The 17,095-nt window shown below is 38.2% G+C and carries 14 protein-coding genes; 8 read left to right on the top strand and 6 right to left on the bottom strand.

Annotated features, from left to right (window positions below):
• Window positions 1–33: 33 nt before the first annotated feature.
• On the bottom strand, window positions 34–930 hold the full coding sequence (locus tag BFP77_RS12105; RefSeq protein WP_099574288.1) for a hypothetical protein: 897 nt from the start codon (window positions 928–930) through the stop codon (window positions 34–36).
• 42 nt (window positions 931–972) lie between these two features.
• Here BFP77_RS12105 and BFP77_RS12100 point away from each other — a divergent pair, with 42 nt between their 5' ends.
• Genes BFP77_RS12100 through BFP77_RS12090 form a run of 3 tightly spaced genes read left to right on the top strand, consistent with a single transcriptional unit; the run spans window position 973 to window position 4,055 of the window.
• The gene (locus BFP77_RS12100; protein ID WP_180272353.1) at window positions 973–1,677 is read left to right on the top strand and encodes a ComF family protein; all 705 of its coding nucleotides are present in this window, start codon (window positions 973–975) and stop codon (window positions 1,675–1,677) included.
• A gap of 50 nt (window positions 1,678–1,727) precedes the next feature.
• Window positions 1,728–3,344, top strand: a complete 1,617-nt coding sequence (locus BFP77_RS12095) for an Ig-like domain-containing protein (RefSeq protein WP_099574287.1) — start codon at window positions 1,728–1,730, stop codon at window positions 3,342–3,344.
• Window positions 3,345–3,377: 33 nt separating this feature from the next.
• Window positions 3,378–4,055, top strand: coding sequence for a hypothetical protein (locus tag BFP77_RS12090; protein ID WP_099574286.1), 678 nt, complete (start codon window positions 3,378–3,380; stop codon window positions 4,053–4,055).
• Here BFP77_RS12090 and BFP77_RS12085 read toward each other — a convergent pair.
• Window positions 4,045–4,833: an amidohydrolase gene (locus tag BFP77_RS12085; protein WP_099574285.1), complete on the bottom strand. Its 789-nt coding sequence runs from the start codon at window positions 4,831–4,833 to the stop codon at window positions 4,045–4,047. The two genes, BFP77_RS12090 and BFP77_RS12085, sit on opposite strands and share 11 nt — an antisense overlap.
• Before the next feature lie 4 nt (window positions 4,834–4,837).
• Window positions 4,838–5,461 (bottom strand): NUDIX hydrolase, encoded by a 624-nt coding sequence (locus BFP77_RS12080; protein ID WP_099574284.1) that lies wholly within the window; start codon window positions 5,459–5,461, stop codon window positions 4,838–4,840.
• A gap of 173 nt (window positions 5,462–5,634) precedes the next feature.
• Here BFP77_RS12080 and BFP77_RS12075 point away from each other — a divergent pair, with 173 nt between their 5' ends.
• Complete coding sequence (locus BFP77_RS12075; protein ID WP_099574311.1) at window positions 5,635–5,901, top strand: SemiSWEET transporter; 267 nt, start codon at window positions 5,635–5,637, stop codon at window positions 5,899–5,901.
• 30 nt (window positions 5,902–5,931) lie between these two features.
• On the opposite strand, the gene BFP77_RS12070 is transcribed toward BFP77_RS12075, so the two are convergent.
• Window positions 5,932–6,405, bottom strand: coding sequence for an ankyrin repeat domain-containing protein (locus tag BFP77_RS12070; protein WP_099574283.1), 474 nt, complete (start codon window positions 6,403–6,405; stop codon window positions 5,932–5,934).
• 168 nt (window positions 6,406–6,573) lie between these two features.
• Here BFP77_RS12070 and katG point away from each other — a divergent pair, with 168 nt between their 5' ends.
• The 4 genes from katG to BFP77_RS12050 all read left to right on the top strand — a co-directional run bounded on the left by katG (window position 6,574) and on the right by BFP77_RS12050 (window position 12,944).
• The gene (gene katG / locus BFP77_RS12065) at window positions 6,574–8,820 is read left to right on the top strand and encodes a catalase/peroxidase HPI (protein ID WP_099574282.1); all 2,247 of its coding nucleotides are present in this window, start codon (window positions 6,574–6,576) and stop codon (window positions 8,818–8,820) included.
• A 163-nt stretch (window positions 8,821–8,983) separates the two neighbouring features.
• Window positions 8,984–11,941, top strand: a complete 2,958-nt coding sequence (locus BFP77_RS12060; protein ID WP_099574281.1) for a PAS domain-containing sensor histidine kinase — start codon at window positions 8,984–8,986, stop codon at window positions 11,939–11,941.
• 10 nt (window positions 11,942–11,951) lie between these two features.
• Complete coding sequence (locus BFP77_RS12055; protein ID WP_099574280.1) at window positions 11,952–12,359, top strand: response regulator; 408 nt, start codon at window positions 11,952–11,954, stop codon at window positions 12,357–12,359.
• Window positions 12,360–12,533: 174 nt separating this feature from the next.
• Window positions 12,534–12,944 carry a response regulator gene (locus tag BFP77_RS12050; RefSeq protein ID WP_099574279.1) on the top strand — a complete coding sequence of 137 codons (411 nt, stop codon included), beginning with the start codon at window positions 12,534–12,536 and terminating at the stop codon, window positions 12,942–12,944.
• Here BFP77_RS12050 and BFP77_RS12045 read toward each other — a convergent pair whose 3' ends face one another.
• Both BFP77_RS12045 and BFP77_RS12040 read right to left on the bottom strand, forming a co-directional pair.
• Window positions 12,945–14,276, bottom strand: coding sequence for a DUF5689 domain-containing protein (locus BFP77_RS12045; protein WP_257212958.1), 1,332 nt, complete (start codon window positions 14,274–14,276; stop codon window positions 12,945–12,947). It lies immediately after the preceding gene.
• Window positions 14,277–14,347: 71 nt separating this feature from the next.
• Window positions 14,348–17,089 (bottom strand): carboxypeptidase-like regulatory domain-containing protein, encoded by a 2,742-nt coding sequence (locus BFP77_RS12040; RefSeq protein ID WP_099574278.1) that lies wholly within the window; start codon window positions 17,087–17,089, stop codon window positions 14,348–14,350.
• Between the last annotated feature and the right edge of the window lie 6 nt (window positions 17,090–17,095).

The raw sequence follows: 17,095 nt of genomic DNA, 5'->3' as shown, positions 1-17,095 counted from the left end.
CAAAAATAGAATTTTAGGTCAAAAGAACTGTAATTATTTTAGTTGAAATTCTGAAGAAGTAATCAAACGCTCATCTTCAAAAACATTAAGTGTATAGGTCCCTTCTTTTAGAGAGCCCTCAGGAACCGTAACCGCTTCGCACACGGAGGTTTCTATGCCCATGTAGATAAATTCTACACGCTTACTATAAATGTTACCGTTTACGGTAATCGTATTGGCATTATCCTCTATAATTTGTTTGTCCGGGTCTAGAAACTGTAGGTAAATAACCTTTTCTTCCTCCCCTTCACTAGCGTCGGCCAGAACGGTTACACATCCTCTTAATTTTTCTATGGTAGAAGCCTTGTTGGTCAATATGGGTCTGGTTCCTCTCATCCTAAAACCATCTCCCTCGGAGAAATCCATTTTTAGATAACTCTTGTTCTTCAATTTTTGGTTCAGCTCCATAATCTTCCGCCGCTGCAAGGCCTCTGCCTCTGCTAAGGAACTGCTATTGGCCCTAAGAATTTCTATCTCCTTTCGGGTCTCATCGTACTTATCCGTAAGTAACATATTATTATAACGAAGGAAATTGTTCTTAAGCTTTAAACTATCGTTCTTGGCCTCCAACCTTCTAAGTTCTGTCTTATACTCCCTTAGTTTCTCTACGGTAAAATTTAATCTACCAACGGAATCCAACAACTGTTGTACTTTATATTTGGAATCTTCAAGCTCAATTTCGTTCATTTCACTTAAAGCCGAAAGACGATCTACATCGGCCTTCATGATGGTAAGATCTTTTACCAAAATGTCTTTTTCCTGCTCTAAAAAATTAATCTGTGTTTTGGACTGTGCGTAGCTGTAGTAAAATGCAATTAGAATGCCGATAATAACGGCGACCAAAGCAGCAAGTATTATTTTATAATTGAATTTATTATCTTGACTGTCCATCAATAAAGTTGGCCTTATAGTAGGTTAATAGATACTTAAGATTTGTTTCGCAACAAGCTACCAAATATACTAAATGCTATAAACAACCTCCTATTACCAAGGGTATGTTTTGGATGTAATGCGCGATTAAACGGAGGAGAGCAACATCTGTGTACCGTTTGTCGACATCAATTACCGCTCACCGATTATAACTTTAACGACGAAAACAGGGTAGATCGTATTTTTTATGGCAGAATTAACATTAAAAAGGCCAATTCCTTCTTATTTTTCACTGATCAAGGCATTGTAAAGAACCTTATTCATAATCTTAAATACAGGAACCAAGAACAAATCGGTGCTTTTCTGGGAGATTGGTTCGGTCAACAAATAAGCGAGAATAATCATTTGGAAAAGGTAGATTTTGTAATTCCGGTGCCTCTGCATAAAAAAAAACTTAAAAAGAGAGGATACAATCAAACCGCACTCTTCGCAAAACGAATGGCATTTCATTTAAACAGTACGTATCTGGAGAATGTGCTCATAAAGACCGCCAACACCAAAACCCAAACCAAGAGAAGTAGATTAGCAAGATGGTATGATAACAGATCCTTATATGAAGTAACTGATGAGAAAATCCTAAAAAATAAAAGAATACTATTGGTAGATGATGTAATTACCACTGGTGCTACCATGGAAATCTGTGCCCGGCCGTTGAAAAAAATTGAAGGAACCGTTGTTTACATCGCCACTATGGCCGTAGTTGAATGATTACCATTTTCTATAAAATATGTTGTTTCTTTGTTCTAGAAATTATATCGATGTTTCGAAAATTTTTATCCTATATTTTTATTTTTTTCATAGTATTTGCATCATACCAATGCGCCCGCAAAGGAACCCCGACCGGAGGGCCAAAGGATGAAACACCTCCTACACTTATAAGAGCGGAGCCAGATAATATGACCACTAACTTTAAATCCGCCAAAATACGACTCTATTTTGATGAGTTGGTAAAGCTACAGGATGTACAAGAGCAGTTAATAGTTTCTCCTCCCCTTAAATATCCTCCTCTATTAAGCCCGCAGGGCGCAGCTGATAAATTTGTTGAAATTACCATTAAAGACACTCTTCTAGAAAATACTACGTACACCCTGAATTTTGGACAGAGTATCGTGGACAATAATGAGGGAAACCCCAATAGTTTTTTAACCTACGTTTTTTCTACGGGAGATTATATTGATTCATTGGAGTTGGCAGGTGTTGTCAAAGATGCCTTCAACAAAGAGGCGGATGATTTTATTAGTGTGATGCTGTATAAAATCGATTCTTCCTATACCGATTCTACACTTTACCAAAAGCCCCCGAACTACATCACCAATACCTTGGATAGCACGGTGATATTTCGGCTTAAAAATCTCAAAGAGGGGAAATACGCCCTATTTGCAATCAAGGACGAGGCAAAGGATAACATCTTTAATCAGAAAACGGACAAAATTGGCTTTACAAAGGACACCATTAACTTACCCACAGACTCTATTTATTTGCTGACCTTGTTTAAAGAAATACCCGATTACGGGGCCGCTGTTCCTTCGATGGCAGCGAAAAACAAAATTAGTTTCGGGTATTATGGTGAAGGTCAAAACCTTCGCATAGACCCCATTTCCGCAATTCCCGATACCGTGAGGACCACTGTACTAAAAGAATTCGATAAAGACACACTGAACTTTTGGTTTACCCCTTTTGAAATGGATTCCCTCGTATTTACGATAACCAACGATGCATTCAAGGTTATAGACACCTTTACCGTAAAAAAAAGAAAAATTGGTGTGGACTCGCTTCGTCTTACGCCCAATAAAAAAGGGAATCTGGATTTTGGAGAATCTTTCAGTATAGCCGTAAATACCCCGATAATGGTGTTGGATACCTCTAAGATTAAAATGATATCGAAGGATTCTACCACTGTAGCCTACTCGACAAAATTAGACAGTATGGCCAATAAGGTAGATTTTGATTTTAGCGTAGAACCAAATGAAAACTATAAAATTGAACTCTTGCCAGGTGCTATTCAAGATTTTTTCGAAGAGACCAATGATACTATCAACTATAACTTGAATACCAAAAGTCTAGCCGATTTCGGAAACTTAAGTTTGAACTTGAATGGTACGAATATTAACTATCCTTTGATTGTACAACTAACGAACGAGAAAGGACAGACAGAAAGAGAAATCTACGCAACAGGACCTCAAGTTTTTGAGTTCAATAATATAGACCCGGGAAACTATTTGGTCAGGATAATATTTGACGAGAATGAAAATAAACAATGGGATACTGGGAATTACCTTAAAAATATTCAACCAGAAAAGGTAAGCTATTACCCCGGTCCCATAGAAATGCGTGCCAATTGGGAAAAGATAGAGACGTTTAATCTATTAGATTAATATTGACTATATTAAAGGAATTCAAAAAAAAATATGAACAAGATAATTTTTTTAACCTTTGTATTCGTGACCTTTTATTCCAAAAGCCAAGTAAATTATACCACTGATGAAGGAGCCTCTTTTCAATTTGACAACGTAACCAGTGGTGCGCCAATACGCGTTTCTGAAAATTCAGATGTTAAGGTAAAGGGGTCGGAATTTCTAAATGAGGAATGGCAACAGGCAACCATCTTGGATAAAAAAAACAAAAAGAAAGTTAAACTGTTGGCAAGGTTTAATGCGTATACCAGAGAAATTGAGGTGCTTAAAGTAAAAGATATCGTTTCTTTAACACCTGTCGATGGAATCTCTGTTCAACTCGCCGGTAAAAACTTTGTTCCTCTTAAAATAAAAGGTATAAACAAAAGAATATTCGCCGAACGACTTGTCCAAGGTAAAATCAGTTTGTTCAGAGTTTACGATACTAAAATTATAAAAGCAGTTTCAGATTCTAACTTATTAGGGATAGATAACGAAGATAAATTAACGATTGTTGATGACCTTTATTATACAAACGAAGTGGAAGAAGCCATTCAGCTTCCGTCTAAGAAAAAAATTATCACAGGTCTCTTTGACAATGAAACACTAAATTTCATAAAAAAAGAAAAACTTTCCTTTAAAAAAGAAAAAGATTTAGCTCGAATTCTAGAATACTATAACTCTAAAAATTAGTTTGCAGAATTAATTCAAAACTATCCCTATCATCCAAAAAACCTAAGGTATCCCGAGTCTTTTTAATATGGTTTTTATGAACGGTAATTTCAATACACTCCTCTTGATCGGAAAATGTTATCCGTTTTCCTAGTGCGTCATAAACTGCGGAATGTCCAGGGTACTCATGTCCGCTATCATCCGTGCCTATCCTATTTACCCCTACGCAATAAGCCATGTTCTCAATAGCACGGGCTTTAAGTAACGTATCCCAAGCTCCTATTCTTGGTTTGGGCCAGTTGGCCACATATAGTAATACGTCATAGGCCTCTGTATTTCTGCTCCACACAGGAAAACGTAAATCATAACAAATAAGAGGACAAAACTTAAAACCCTTGTAGGTTTCCAATAATTTTTTGCTACCAGCAACGTATTTTTTATCCTCCCCGGCTAATGTGAAGGTGTGTCTTTTATCATACGATGAAGAACTCCCATCTGGTTTTACAAACCAAAGCCGGTTATAATAACACTCTTCTTCTTTGAAAACAATACTTCCTATAATTGCTGCGCCAGTCTCCTTCGCCTTATGTTGCATCCATTCTACGGTCTTTTTCCCTTCTTCTTCTTCAATATGCACAGGGGACATGGTAAAGCCCGTGGTGAACATCTCAGGCAGCACAATAACATCGCTATCACCCTTCAGACCTTCGAGCTTTTTTGACAGTAGCGCTCTATTCTTCTTTGGATTTTCCCAAATCAAAGAGGTTTGAACAAGTACTATTTTTAAAGCTTCTTTCATTTTATTAGTCTATATGAACGGATTGATTATCTGATTTAGCCAGTTGAAATAATTGTTTTAATTGGCTCTCTAAAATTCTTAGTTCCGAAAGTTCGGGTAAATCGGTTAATGAAAAAAAATCGGCGCCCTTCATATCAAACCCATGTTGCAAATTTCCACCTGTAATCGTACATAGAAACATGAGTTTATAAATATAAAAAGGCTCCGGCGGATGGTTATGACAACGTTTATCATAAATGGCAAGAAGTCTCACTACTTCAGCGTCCAAACCGGTTTCTTCCCTAATTTCTTTAACAACAGCTTCTGTAGGGGTATCACCGATATCTGCCCATCCTCCAGGAATTGTCCATTTTCCGTCTACGCTTTCCTTTGCCATTAGAATTTGGTCGTCCTCGTTCAGAACAAAACCGCGCACATCTACCTTTACGGTTGGATAATCCTTTTCTCTTAGGAAAAAACTATCTAGTGTTTTAAAAGGCTTGTTCGTTAAACCGCCCATGAGTTGAAGACTAATTTCCCGAAGCTCTTCATACCTTTCTCTGGCATAATCATCCTCTACATACACCAAACCTGTCTCCGCTAAGGACTTCAAACGTTTTATTAGTGTAAGTTGTTCTTTAAGTTCCATGTATTCAAATTTACCATTTTGAACCTTAAACTGTTTTTAGATGAACTATTCAAAATTATCTATTTCTGAATCAAATGAGACAAAAAAAGGTAAAATAGCATATTTTTTGGCAAATAATGATGTTGTACCAACTTAGTCTTTCAAGCAACTTTGTACCCACAAATGGAATTGTTATGGATTTTACCTTTATTATCGGAAATTTGGCAGCCGTTCTTACCACGGTGAGCTTTCTTCCTCAGGCCCTAAAAACGATTAGAACAAAAGATACGAAAGGTCTGTCCTTACCTATGTACGTCCTTTTTGTATCGGGTGTTGGTCTATGGTTGCTCTATGGTATGCTAAATAATCAAATGCCTATTATTGCGGGAAATTTAATAACATTTATACTCGCAGGGACTATCTTACTATTTATGGTGAAGGGCTTACTGTCTAGAAAATAGTCTCGGCCCTTCTCTGCTGTAATGTCTTATTTAGCGCTCCAAAAGGTCTATGAGCTCTGGCGCGCCCTGTAACTTTGCATGATCCAAGGCCGTATTTCCTCGCTGGTCTTTTATACTGGTATCCGCATTATTTGCCAGTAACAACTTGGCTATTTCTAACCTGTTAAATGTTGCTGCATAGATAAGGGCTGTGCCTCCCATTGCATTTCTTTCGTTTATACTGGCCCCTTTCTCAATTAGTTTTTTGGCAATACTGATGAATCCCTTAAAACAAACACCCATCAATGCCGTGTTTCCGGAAGCATCCTTATCATCTAGGGCAGCGCCTTGCTCCAAAAGCAAATCTACAATCTCTTCTTGATTGTAATACGTAGCCAGTATCAAAGGTGACGACCCGCGCTGATCTTTTGCTCCTATTAAATCCGGAGTTTCATCGAGCAAATTTTTAAAATCTAAAAAATTACCTTCCCTGATCGCACCAAAAAACAATTCGATTTTATTCATATGCCTAAGATATTAAAAAAGAGTAATTGAAGAAGTTGAAAGACATTTATAGCATCACTTCAAACATAGATAATATCAATGATGAAATAAGGCAATTCAAGATTATATCTATGTAACTTGTGCTATAATTTTATAATTTTAAAATTAGAAAATCAAAATAACAGAACAATGGATAATAATGAGAGTAATCCACATGGCAAAGCCTGGGATATTAACGATTCTAGCAAATGTCCCTATTTAGGTGGCGAATTAAAACAAACTGCTGGTGGCGGTACTACAAATCTAGACTGGTGGCCAAACCAGTTACGATTAAACGTGCTGCGCCAGAATTCATCGTTGACCAATCCTATGGATGAGGACTTCGATTATGCCGAAGAATTTAAATCTTTGGATTTGGCGGAGGTAAAAAAAGATATTGTAGAAGCCCTGACCACATCACAAGACTGGTGGCCTGCGGATTATGGCCATTACGGTCCATTTATGATTCGTATGGCATGGCATAGTGCCGGTACTTATCGTATTGGAGACGGTCGTGGAGGTTCAAGTTCTGGATCTCAACGTTTCGCACCCTTGAACAGTTGGCCAGATAATGGTAATCTAGATAAAGCAAGGTTGCTTTTATGGCCCATTAAGAAGAAATATGGTAAAAAGCTTTCTTGGGCGGATTTAATGATCCTTACAGGAAATTGCGCCTTAGAATCCATGGGATTCAAAACCTTCGGTTTTGGTGGCGGTCGTGAAGACATATGGCAGCCAGAAGAAGATATTTACTGGGGTTCAGAAACGGAATGGATGGGTAATGAAGAGCGTTTCTCAGATGGCGAATATGTTTTAGAAGCAAATCTAGGTGCCTCTCACATGGGACTCATCTATGTAAATCCTGAAGGTCCAAATGGGGAATCAAATCCCTTAGGAACCGCAAAATTGATGAAAGAAACTTTTGGACGTATGGCTATGAACGATGAGGAGACAGTGGCCTTAGCGGCTGGCGGACATACGTTCGGAAAAGCACATGGTGCAGCTAACCCGGATGAATTTGTTGGACCGGAACCTGCGGGAGCAACAATGGCGGAACAGAGCATGGGTTGGAAAAACAGCTACAAAACCGGAGTACTTGATGATGCCATTACTAGTGGTATTGAAGGAGCTTGGACACCAAACCCAACAAAATGGGACCACGATTACTTTGAGGTGCTCTTAGGTTACGATTGGGAATTAACAAAAAGTCCGGCAGGGGCGAACCAATGGAGGCCTACCGCGGCTTCAGCAGCCAAAAAAGCACCTAGGGCGGGAGACGCATCGCAAACACAAGACCTTATGATGACAGATGCCGATATGGCTCTAAAAATGGATCCTGCTTATCTCGAAATTTCCAAGCGTTTTCATAAAGACCCTGCGGCCTTCGAGGATGCATTTGCACGTGCTTGGTTTAAATTAACACACAGAGATATGGGACCTGTTTCCCGATATCTTGGACCAGAAGTGCCCAAAGAAGAGTTATTATGGCAAGACCCGATTCCTGCCGTTGATCACGAGTTGATTACGGATACGGACGCAACGGAATTAAAGAAAAGGCTTTTGGCCTCAGGATTAACCATATCCCAATTGGTAAGTACAGCGTGGGCTTCTGCCTCTACTTACAGGGATTCTGATAAAAGAGGTGGCGCAAACGGCGCACGTTTACGTTTAGAACCACAAAAGAGTTGGGAAGTAAACAACCCGGCAGAGCTCTCTAAAATCATAGGGATATTAGAAGGAATCCAAAAAGAGTTCAACGCATCGCAAACAGGAAACAAAAAAGTCTCCTTAGCTGATTTGATAATCCTTGGAGGATCTGCCGGTATTGAGGAAGCTGCACGAAATGCAGGTCATGAGGTAGAGGTCCCCTTTACTCCTGGTCGTATGGATGCGACTCAAGAGCAAACAGATGCGTATTCATTTGAGGCTTTAGAACCTGCAGCAGACGGTTTTAGAAATTATAAGAATGCAGATTTCAAGGCTTCTGCGGAAGCACTAATGGTTGACCGAGCACAGTTAATGAAGCTAACCGCCCCAGAAATGACGGTACTAGTAGGTGGTATGCGGGTATTGGACACAAATTTTGATAAATCTAGACATGGAGTTTTTACCGATCGTAGAGAAGTATTGACAAATGATTTCTTCGTGAATCTTTTAGATTTAAGCGTAAAATGGGAAGATTCCTCGGACAATGAAACTCTCTTTGCGGGACGCGATAGAATGTCCGGAAATATAAAATGGACAGGCACCCGTGCCGACCTTATCTTTGGTTCTAACACAGAATTAAGGGCTTATGCCGAAGTATATGGTTCCTCGGACGCTGAGCAAAAGTTTGTAAAAGATTTTATAAAAGCTTGGACCAAGGTTATGAATCTAGATCGTTTTGATTTAGTGTAATACCTAATTAAACAGATATGATAGTTAAAAGTGGCTCTAATTAGAGCCACTTTTTTTATGTAAAAGCGTGAATTCGATTGATGTTATTACATTAATTTCTTACAATTTTATACTATTTTCCTACGTTTAAATAAAAGCGTATCTTTAACAAAACCTGATTAAATTGGAAACCCTATCCATTAATTTTTTAATAAAAGATTCCCCCACAGCTGTAGCCATACTGGATAAGGATTTAAATTTTATAAGTCATTCCGATGAATGGTTGAAACAGTTTTGTCCGGATTCTCCAAAAATAGTGGGTGTTAAATTTACAGATGCCCTTCCCGCTATTCCGTCTCAACTCCTCATTGATTTAGAAAATAGCCTTCTAGACAAAAAAAGTGTAAATCCTGGAACTAAATTCATTCTAAACAACCATAGAACAGTATGGTTGAAATGGAGAATAAAAGCTTGGAAGACACCAAATGACGAAGTGGGAGGGGCTATTATAATTTTGGAAGATATTACAGAAGAGCAGCGAGAAAAAGAACTTTTATTAAAAGCCGAAGTTGTCGCAAGGATAGGTGGATGGGAAGTAGATCTGTTGAAAAACGAAGTGTATTGGAGCGCAATGACCAGAAAAATACATGAAGTTTCCGCCGATTACGAACCCGATTTAGAAGAAGGCATTAACTTTTATAAGGAAGGTGACTCTAGAGAAAAAATTATGGCCTTGGTTAATCTAGCCATATCACAAGGAAAACCATGGGATACCGAACTCATTATAGTTACTGCTAAAAAGAGGGAGGTTTGGGTTCGTACCAAAGGAGAAGTTGAGTTTAGGAACGGAAAATGCGTACGAATGTTCGGTACTTTTCAAGATATCGATGAAAAAAAGAAAGCAGAGCTTAAATATGAGGAAATCGCAGAACGTCTTAAAATAGCTACGAATACCGCAAATATTGGTATTTGGGAGTATGATATTACAAGCAACGCACTTCTTTGGGACGCTAATATGTATAAGCTTTACGGGATAAATAAGAAAGATTTCTCCGGGGAGTACGAAGCTTGGGAAGCGGGAGTGCATCCGGAAGATAAAGAAAGAGGAAGTACGGAAATAGCTCAAGCAATTTCTGGTGAAAAAGAGTTTGACACCGAATTTAGAGTCCTCTGGCCCAACGGTGCGGTAAGGAACATTAGGGCAATAGCCCGAACCGAAAGAGATCAAAGTGGGAATGCCATAAAAATGATCGGGACCAATTGGGATATTACCGAACTTAAAAGAACAAAACTAAAACTGGAGCTTAGCAAGGCATCCTTTGAAGAGACTTTTCAAAACTCTGCAACCGGGATGGCCTTGGTAAGTCTTGATGGTAGATGGATTAAAGTGAACAAACGCCTTTGCGAAAGTTTAGGGTATTCAGAACAAGAACTTCTCAGTTCAACTTTTCAAGATATTACGCATCCTGACGATGTAAAACGGGGGCTTCCCCTCTTGGAAGAGGTAATTGCTGGTAAACGGGAGAGTTATCAATTAGAAAAAAGATATTACCATAAAAATGGACATTTGAGCTATGCATTGGTCACCGTTAATGTAATACGTAATATAGATGGTTCCATTTCGCATTTAATTTCTCAAATTTTAGATATCACTTCAAGAAAAGAAGCGGAGCACGAACTGAGAGAAACCGCGGAACGGTTAAAAGTTGCTACCCAGGCCGCCAGCATAGGCATCTGGGACTATCGAATAGCAGAAAATGTGGTCATATGTAATGAGAATATGTACACCATGTACGATATTCCTAGAGACGCGTCAGATTTATTGGATGCCTGGATGAAAAGAATACATCCGGACGATACAGAGCGTGTAGCAGAAGAGTTAAAAAATACTATTGAAGAAAAGCTTCCATTCAATTCGCAATTTCGGGGAGTAAGACCAAACGGAGACATTGTGCATTTTGTAGCCTTTGGCGAAGCTCAAACGGATAAAGACGGTAAGACCTTTAAAATCATAGGTGCAAATTGGGACATTACGGAACTTCGAAAAATGAGGTTAAAATTAGAGCGAAGTCAAGAATCTTTTAATCTTACTTTTCAGAATTCAGTTGCCGGAATGGCTTTAGTGGGTCTTGATGGTAAGTGGATTTCTGTGAACAAAGGAATTTGTGACAGCTTTGGATATACTAGAGAAGAACTCTTAGATCTTACCTGGCAAGAAATTACGCACCCGGAAGATTTAGATAATGATTTAGAATTAGTACAACAAGTTCTAGATGAACAAATTTCGACCTACCAGCTTGAAAAACGATTTTATCATAAAAAAGGACATATCATTTACACCTTGCTTACAGTAACGGCGGCAAGGGACGAAGATGGTAATCTTAGCCACCTTATTTCCCAATTATTGGACATTACCTCTAGAATAGAAGCTGAAAGGAGACTCAGGACTTTGGTGGAAGTTACCAAGGCCCAGAACGATAGCTTATTAAACTTTGCCCATATCGTCTCGCATAACTTAAGGTCGCACTCCACCAACTTATCCATGTTGACCAAATTCCTGAAAGCTGAAGAAAGTGCCGAGGAAAGGGAAAATTTAAATACCATGTTAATCAATGCTACCAGTAGTCTATCGGAAACTATACAGCATTTAAATGATGTAGTTCAGATAAGAACAGGAGCTTTGGAAAAAATGCAGAGTATTAGTCTGCTCAACACCGTACATAATATTGAAAAAAGCATCGAAGGTCTTCTAAAAGAGAAAAGTGCAACTACAAAACTTAGTATACAAAAATCTCATTTTGTGATGGCGGTACCTGCTTATTTAGAAAGTATAATACTAAATTTGTACACTAATTCCTTGAAATATTGTTCTCCAGAAAGGAAACCGGTCATTACCGTTAGCTCCTCCTCAAAAAAGAACTATATTCAATTAGAATTTAAGGATAATGGTCAAGGAATTGATTTGGAAAGACATGGAAACAAGGTGTTTGGCATGTACAAAACGTTCCATGCACACAAAGAAGCCAAGGGAATAGGTCTTTTTATCACCAAGAACCAGATTGAATCCATGAACGGGAAAATCTGGTTAGAAAGTAAAGTGGATAAAGGAACAACGTTTTTCATAAAATTAAAAAAAGGATAAAAACTTAGTTATGGGTAAGATAGAAAGTTGCTGTATTATTGATGATGATCCCATTTTTATCTATGGGACAAAGCGCATAATGAAAGAAATAGAATTTTGCGAAAATATTATTGTATTTAATAACGGACAAGAGGCCTTAGATGGGATTATGGAAATATCCCAATCTGCTATGAAAATTCCACAGGTTATCTTTCTAGATTTGAATATGCCCATAATGAACGGGTGGGAATTTTTGGACGAGTTTATTAAGATACCTAATAGTAATCTTGAAAAAACCATAGTTTATATCATCAGCTCTTCGGTTGATCCCAGAGATTTGGAAAAAGTAAAGGATTACAAACAACGAGTAAACAATTATATTTTAAAACCTATTACACCGAACGACTTGGAAAGCGTCCTAGGTGCACTAGCCCTCTAATTCGTCTAAATAAGGATGTTTAATTGTTGAAAAATTACCTTGAAATTGCTCTTTTTTACCAAAATTCATTAAACAAAATTAAATAGATAAGACTATATCGATTTTGTTATCGCTTTTTATTATTATCTTAGGTATACTCCTCAAATTGAAAATTGAACAGCACAAAATTTTTCGATGAGTAAGTTTAAAAGTTGTTGTATTGTTGATGATGATGAGTTCTTTGCGTTTCAGACCAAGAAACTAATGAAAGTGAAGGACTTTTGTCAGAACATTCTTGTTTTTTCTGATGGCCAAGACGCAATCGATGGTTTAGTGGGATTACTCATTGAAAATATTCCCCTGCCAGAAATCATACTTTTAGATTTAAATATGCCCAGGAAAGATGGATGGGGATTTCTAGATGACTTCGTTAAAATACCCCTTTCTCAAAGAGAAAATTGTGCCGTCTACATCGCTAGTTCTTTCATAAGTCCTAAAAATCTCAAAAGAACGGAATTCTACGATGTAATAAGAGACTATTTAGTTAAGCCTCTTACCAAAGATTCGTTGCAACAAATAATAGAGACAAAGAAGACGCCTTGTTAATCAAAAACGCGCTCCCGGTGAAAAGTCCTCAGGGGCGTTTTTTGGAGTATTCGTTGTTCCCGAACTCCCGGTATCATTACATATTTCCCATTCAGTAATCGTGTACGTGCTATTACCTTGTAAGACGGAAGAATTACGCAGGGCCCTACCATCCTCAAACTCATGGTCTGTACCAGAGCCATCTTCCCCTACGATACCAAAAACATCTATAACGGTACCAAAAGGGTCTATCAATTGTAAATTATCGTCACCGTTAGAATCTGCGGGAGAGTTTGTGCCCACGGCTACATCAGGAGCAAAACCATAAACAGACTCAAATTCCATTGCGTTCGGAGAAATGACCAAGGTACTTTCAGAACCAATTTCTATACCTGACAAATCTAGAGCAGAACTGACCTCTTGACTGGCATTGGTGTAGCGCAACAAGGTCCAACCATTTAGAGGTAGTGCAGTATCAGAAGCATTATAAAGCTCTACAAATCTGGCTCCTGCATTATTATTAGGGTCGGCCAGTTCAGAAAAGAAAATATTTGATGAAGTAAATTCGGTAATAAGATCTTCACAGCGTTCTTCTTCAAAATTAATATCACTCAATTTGCGAACTATCAATTGATACTCATCTCCTTCTCTTGTTAAAACTCCTGTTATATGGCCCCTACCTTCTGGTAAAAGATTATTTTGAAACTCCGCAAAACCACTATTTTTAAGTATAATTTCGTTATCTACGCAATCCGTTAATTTTCTTTCGGTTTCCTCCCTTTCCAACGCAAAGGTCGAACCCAACTCTTCTGCTAAAAATTCAACGTTCTCAAGGGTAATCAAGGTATTTACCAATGCATCATTTAATTCTGAAATTGTAGTCGTTGTGGGTATTATGTTGCTGCTTTCTTCACAAAGAACCTTGATTTGTTCAAAAACAGTGGCGGAGGGAAGTCTGCCCACAATTTCGTTCCCAAAAGAACTAAAAACACCCCCCAACTTAAAAACACCTTTAGATTTTCCCAGATACAAGCCTTTAACATTGAGTAAAACCCTATCCCCTATGTCGTAAAATAAGTAAGAATTCCTTAGGTCTATTTCTATCTGAAAACCATCTGTCGGATTCTCCACAGCATCTTGGAAATGCAGGACACCAAAAAAATTATTTTCTTGATCAGATGATATGACATATCCCTCTATTAAAAAATCTTCTTGAATTTGAATTGTCTTATCAACATACAAATTTTTTATATCTAAGAATGTGGCATTAGCACTCAAAACACTTTCACAGGTAGCATCTGGCTCCTTAAAAACCTTACTCTTAACACAGTTGTAAGAACTAAAAAGTGCCATAGAAACAAGTAAAAACTTGACAAAACTAATAGACCGTTTATGCATAAAATATTTTTTCAACATAACTTTCTTTAAAAACTAATGGCAACGTTAAGAAAATAAGTGCGTCCGTAACCGTACCAGTACTTTGGCGCAAATGAGGGTGAACCACTTAGGTTGTCTTGTCTTAACTGACCAAAATTTCCATTTCTGCTTTGTTCGTATCCGCCAGTTCTAAAAACCTCATCGAACAAATTATTTACGCTTGCGAAAACCCCAATATATTTTCCTTTCTTCAGCCAAGATTTTCCTCCTACCAAATTCAATAAGTAAAAATTATCCAATGGCTTTTGCGCTAGTAAGTTATTGACGTTTTCAACCGTAGCATCAGGAAAATTTTCACCTGTTTCTGGATCGATAAAAAAACTCGCCGTCCTCGTTATTGTTGAAATATTAGCGTAATTGTTAGCCAGGTAATTCGTTGTTAATGCAATCCACCAATATTTAGGGTCTCTATATTCTATGCCAAGCGCAAAGGCCTGTTGCGGCCCTTGCGCCAACTTATAATCTTTTATTGCCGCAAATCCTAAGTTCTTGGAACCACTCACGTCAATAAGTTCTTCTTGCGCTGAGGCCGTATCAAAATTAATGGTAACCAAAGGATTACTGGCGTATACATAATTGCCAATTGAAGCAACGGCGGATAGCTTTACCGAAGCTGATAATTGATACTCCAGTCCCAGTTCAGCGCCAAGATGTAACTTATCCAAATCGGTTAAAACTTCTTGAACAAAATCAGAGCCCACACCGGAGTCCACGAAGAAAAAATTAATATCCGTCGTATTTTGAAACCTGGTATAAAAACCCCCGAAACGGCCCGTAAGTTTTGGCATTCGAATAAAGTAATTCATATCGATTGAACTTATACGCTCATCCTGCAGATTTGGGACTATTTCGTTAGATTCCCTTGGGTTGATAAATACATTTTGCAGTAATGGGGCATTGTTCAGCAGCGCACCGTTTATCGCAAGCCAATGCCTTCCCGTAATTTTATAGGTCGCTCCTCCTTTTACGCCAAAATTTGAGAAACTGATAGTACTGCTCTTTCCGAAAGAGTTCTCTAAAAATCGTTCGTTTTCGTAGAAACCGTTACGTTCATAACTGTGATTTGCGTAATTGCCAGCAATAAAAGTCTTCAATTTTCCGAAATCGCCCTTTAACTGCGCATAAGTATTTAAACGATTTACGGCAAACTCATAATTATACCCAAATTTATCGCCTTCCTCCTTTTTTACGTCTTGGAGTATATTATTTCGGGTATTGGAAAAGGTATCGATATCTTCATGAAAAGAGGCACCCAAGAGATCAATGATTTTAGCATAGTTCTTGGACCTCAAATCTGTGTTAGTAATACCAAAATCTAACTTAATTTTATCCGTTAGCTTTAGATTAGCATTTAAACTACTTGCAAATTGTGTATCTGCAACGGTATCATCATAGAAGACGTAAGCAGCTTTTTCACCTAGAGATGTATTTTCGTTGGCATCGTAAAGCCTTTCCCAATTCAATTGCGGATTTCTCAAGAAACTATTTCTCGCTATTTCTGCACCTATAAAATTGGCGTCTATAGGACTATTGATGTAAAGGCTAGGCAGATATCTATAGTAGGTAGGGTCGGGATTTGGAGCATTAAAATAACCTAATCTACTTCTGGCGTTTATCCCGGTTTGATAGGCGAAACCAATGTTTAAATTCAAATTATCGGATTTATGGAAGTAATTAACTAAGACCATGGGTTCAGAAACCTTTCGTTCCCTAGAATTTCTAATATTTCCATTTTGATTTCCCCAATTTGGGTTGTATCTATTTCCCACTAAATTAAAGACCTCCTCGGTAATGGCTGAAGAGCGTCCTCTTCTATTTACGGCTGAAAACGCTGTCAATGACAGACTGTTCTTTTTGTTTATCTGGTACTCCAGCGCTCCATAAAATGAATACGCATCGTATAAGGTTCCGTCTATATAACCTTCTTTTGCCCATCTCCTAGAGGCGCTGAACATATAGGCCAACCCATTGCCTTGCATCCCTGAATTATAGGTCGCCATTAACCGACCGGTGTAGGTTCTATTTGAAGCGGAAGATGAAATCCTAAAACCTGGTCGAAGTCCAGAAGGGCGTAAATCAATATTGGTATTACCCAAAATACCTCCAAAAGTAAAATCTGAAGGATTTAATCCATTGGAAAATTGCTGATTTCTTACCACATCATTTAAACCGCCCCAGTTATTCCACTGTGGTCTACCATTAAAAAGTTTATTCATGCGTATTCCGTTCAAAAGCACCTCACCATGTTGGGCGTCGTACCCCTTTACCCTAAAGAAGGCCTGTCCAAAATCAAATGCCGCTCTTGTTAAAAAGACATCTCGTGTTGCCTGAAGCAGACCTAGAGCGTTACCGCTAGATTCATCATCTAGAAGCTCGGAATCTGTTATCGTAATAAGATTATCTTTCTTCTCAAAGGTGATGTCCTTATCCACGTAAATAGGCCCAAGGTCAAGGTTTTTCCCTTCTAAAAATATTGGGATGCGTTTTGTTGTATAACCAGCAAGAGTTATGTTAAGGATAAACTCCCCCTTTTCTGCAATAGTTAAGCTGAAAGCACCTTTTTGATTCGATAGGACAGTAGTAGCGTCTCCTTCAATTGAGACTAAAGCATTAGGCATTGGAGACTTTTCAACAACGTCAAGAACGATACCGACAATTGAAAAATCTTCTTGAGCCATAGCCAGGCTATGGTACAGAAAGAGTAGTATAAATAGATAAAATCTATGCATACTTTG

The sequence above is a fragment of the Maribacter sp. 4U21 genome (genome assembly GCF_002742365.1).
Classification (GTDB): domain Bacteria; phylum Bacteroidota; class Bacteroidia; order Flavobacteriales; family Flavobacteriaceae; genus Maribacter.
Note: the sequence above shows the minus strand (reverse complement) of the source record. Positions and strands in the feature narration are given on the sequence as shown.

Coding starts and splice junctions, on each gene's coding strand:
- BFP77_RS12105 (WP_099574288.1), bottom strand. CDS start 930: ATGGACAGTCAAGATAATAAATTCAATTATAAAATAATACTTGCTGCT.
- BFP77_RS12095 (WP_099574287.1), top strand. CDS start 1,728: ATGTTTCGAAAATTTTTATCCTATATTTTTATTTTTTTCATAGTATTT.
- BFP77_RS12090 (WP_099574286.1), top strand. CDS start 3,378: ATGAACAAGATAATTTTTTTAACCTTTGTATTCGTGACCTTTTATTCC.
- BFP77_RS12085 (WP_099574285.1), bottom strand. CDS start 4,833: ATGAAAGAAGCTTTAAAAATAGTACTTGTTCAAACCTCTTTGATTTGG.
- BFP77_RS12080 (WP_099574284.1), bottom strand. CDS start 5,461: ATGGAACTTAAAGAACAACTTACACTAATAAAACGTTTGAAGTCCTTA.
- BFP77_RS12075 (WP_099574311.1), top strand. CDS start 5,635: ATGGATTTTACCTTTATTATCGGAAATTTGGCAGCCGTTCTTACCACG.
- BFP77_RS12070 (WP_099574283.1), bottom strand. CDS start 6,405: ATGAATAAAATCGAATTGTTTTTTGGTGCGATCAGGGAAGGTAATTTT.
- katG (WP_099574282.1), top strand. CDS start 6,574: ATGGATAATAATGAGAGTAATCCACATGGCAAAGCCTGGGATATTAAC.
- BFP77_RS12055 (WP_099574280.1), top strand. CDS start 11,952: ATGGGTAAGATAGAAAGTTGCTGTATTATTGATGATGATCCCATTTTT.
- BFP77_RS12050 (WP_099574279.1), top strand. CDS start 12,534: ATGAGTAAGTTTAAAAGTTGTTGTATTGTTGATGATGATGAGTTCTTT.
- BFP77_RS12045 (WP_257212958.1), bottom strand. CDS start 14,276: ATGGCACTTTTTAGTTCTTACAACTGTGTTAAGAGTAAGGTTTTTAAG.
- BFP77_RS12040 (WP_099574278.1), bottom strand. CDS start 17,089: ATGCATAGATTTTATCTATTTATACTACTCTTTCTGTACCATAGCCTG.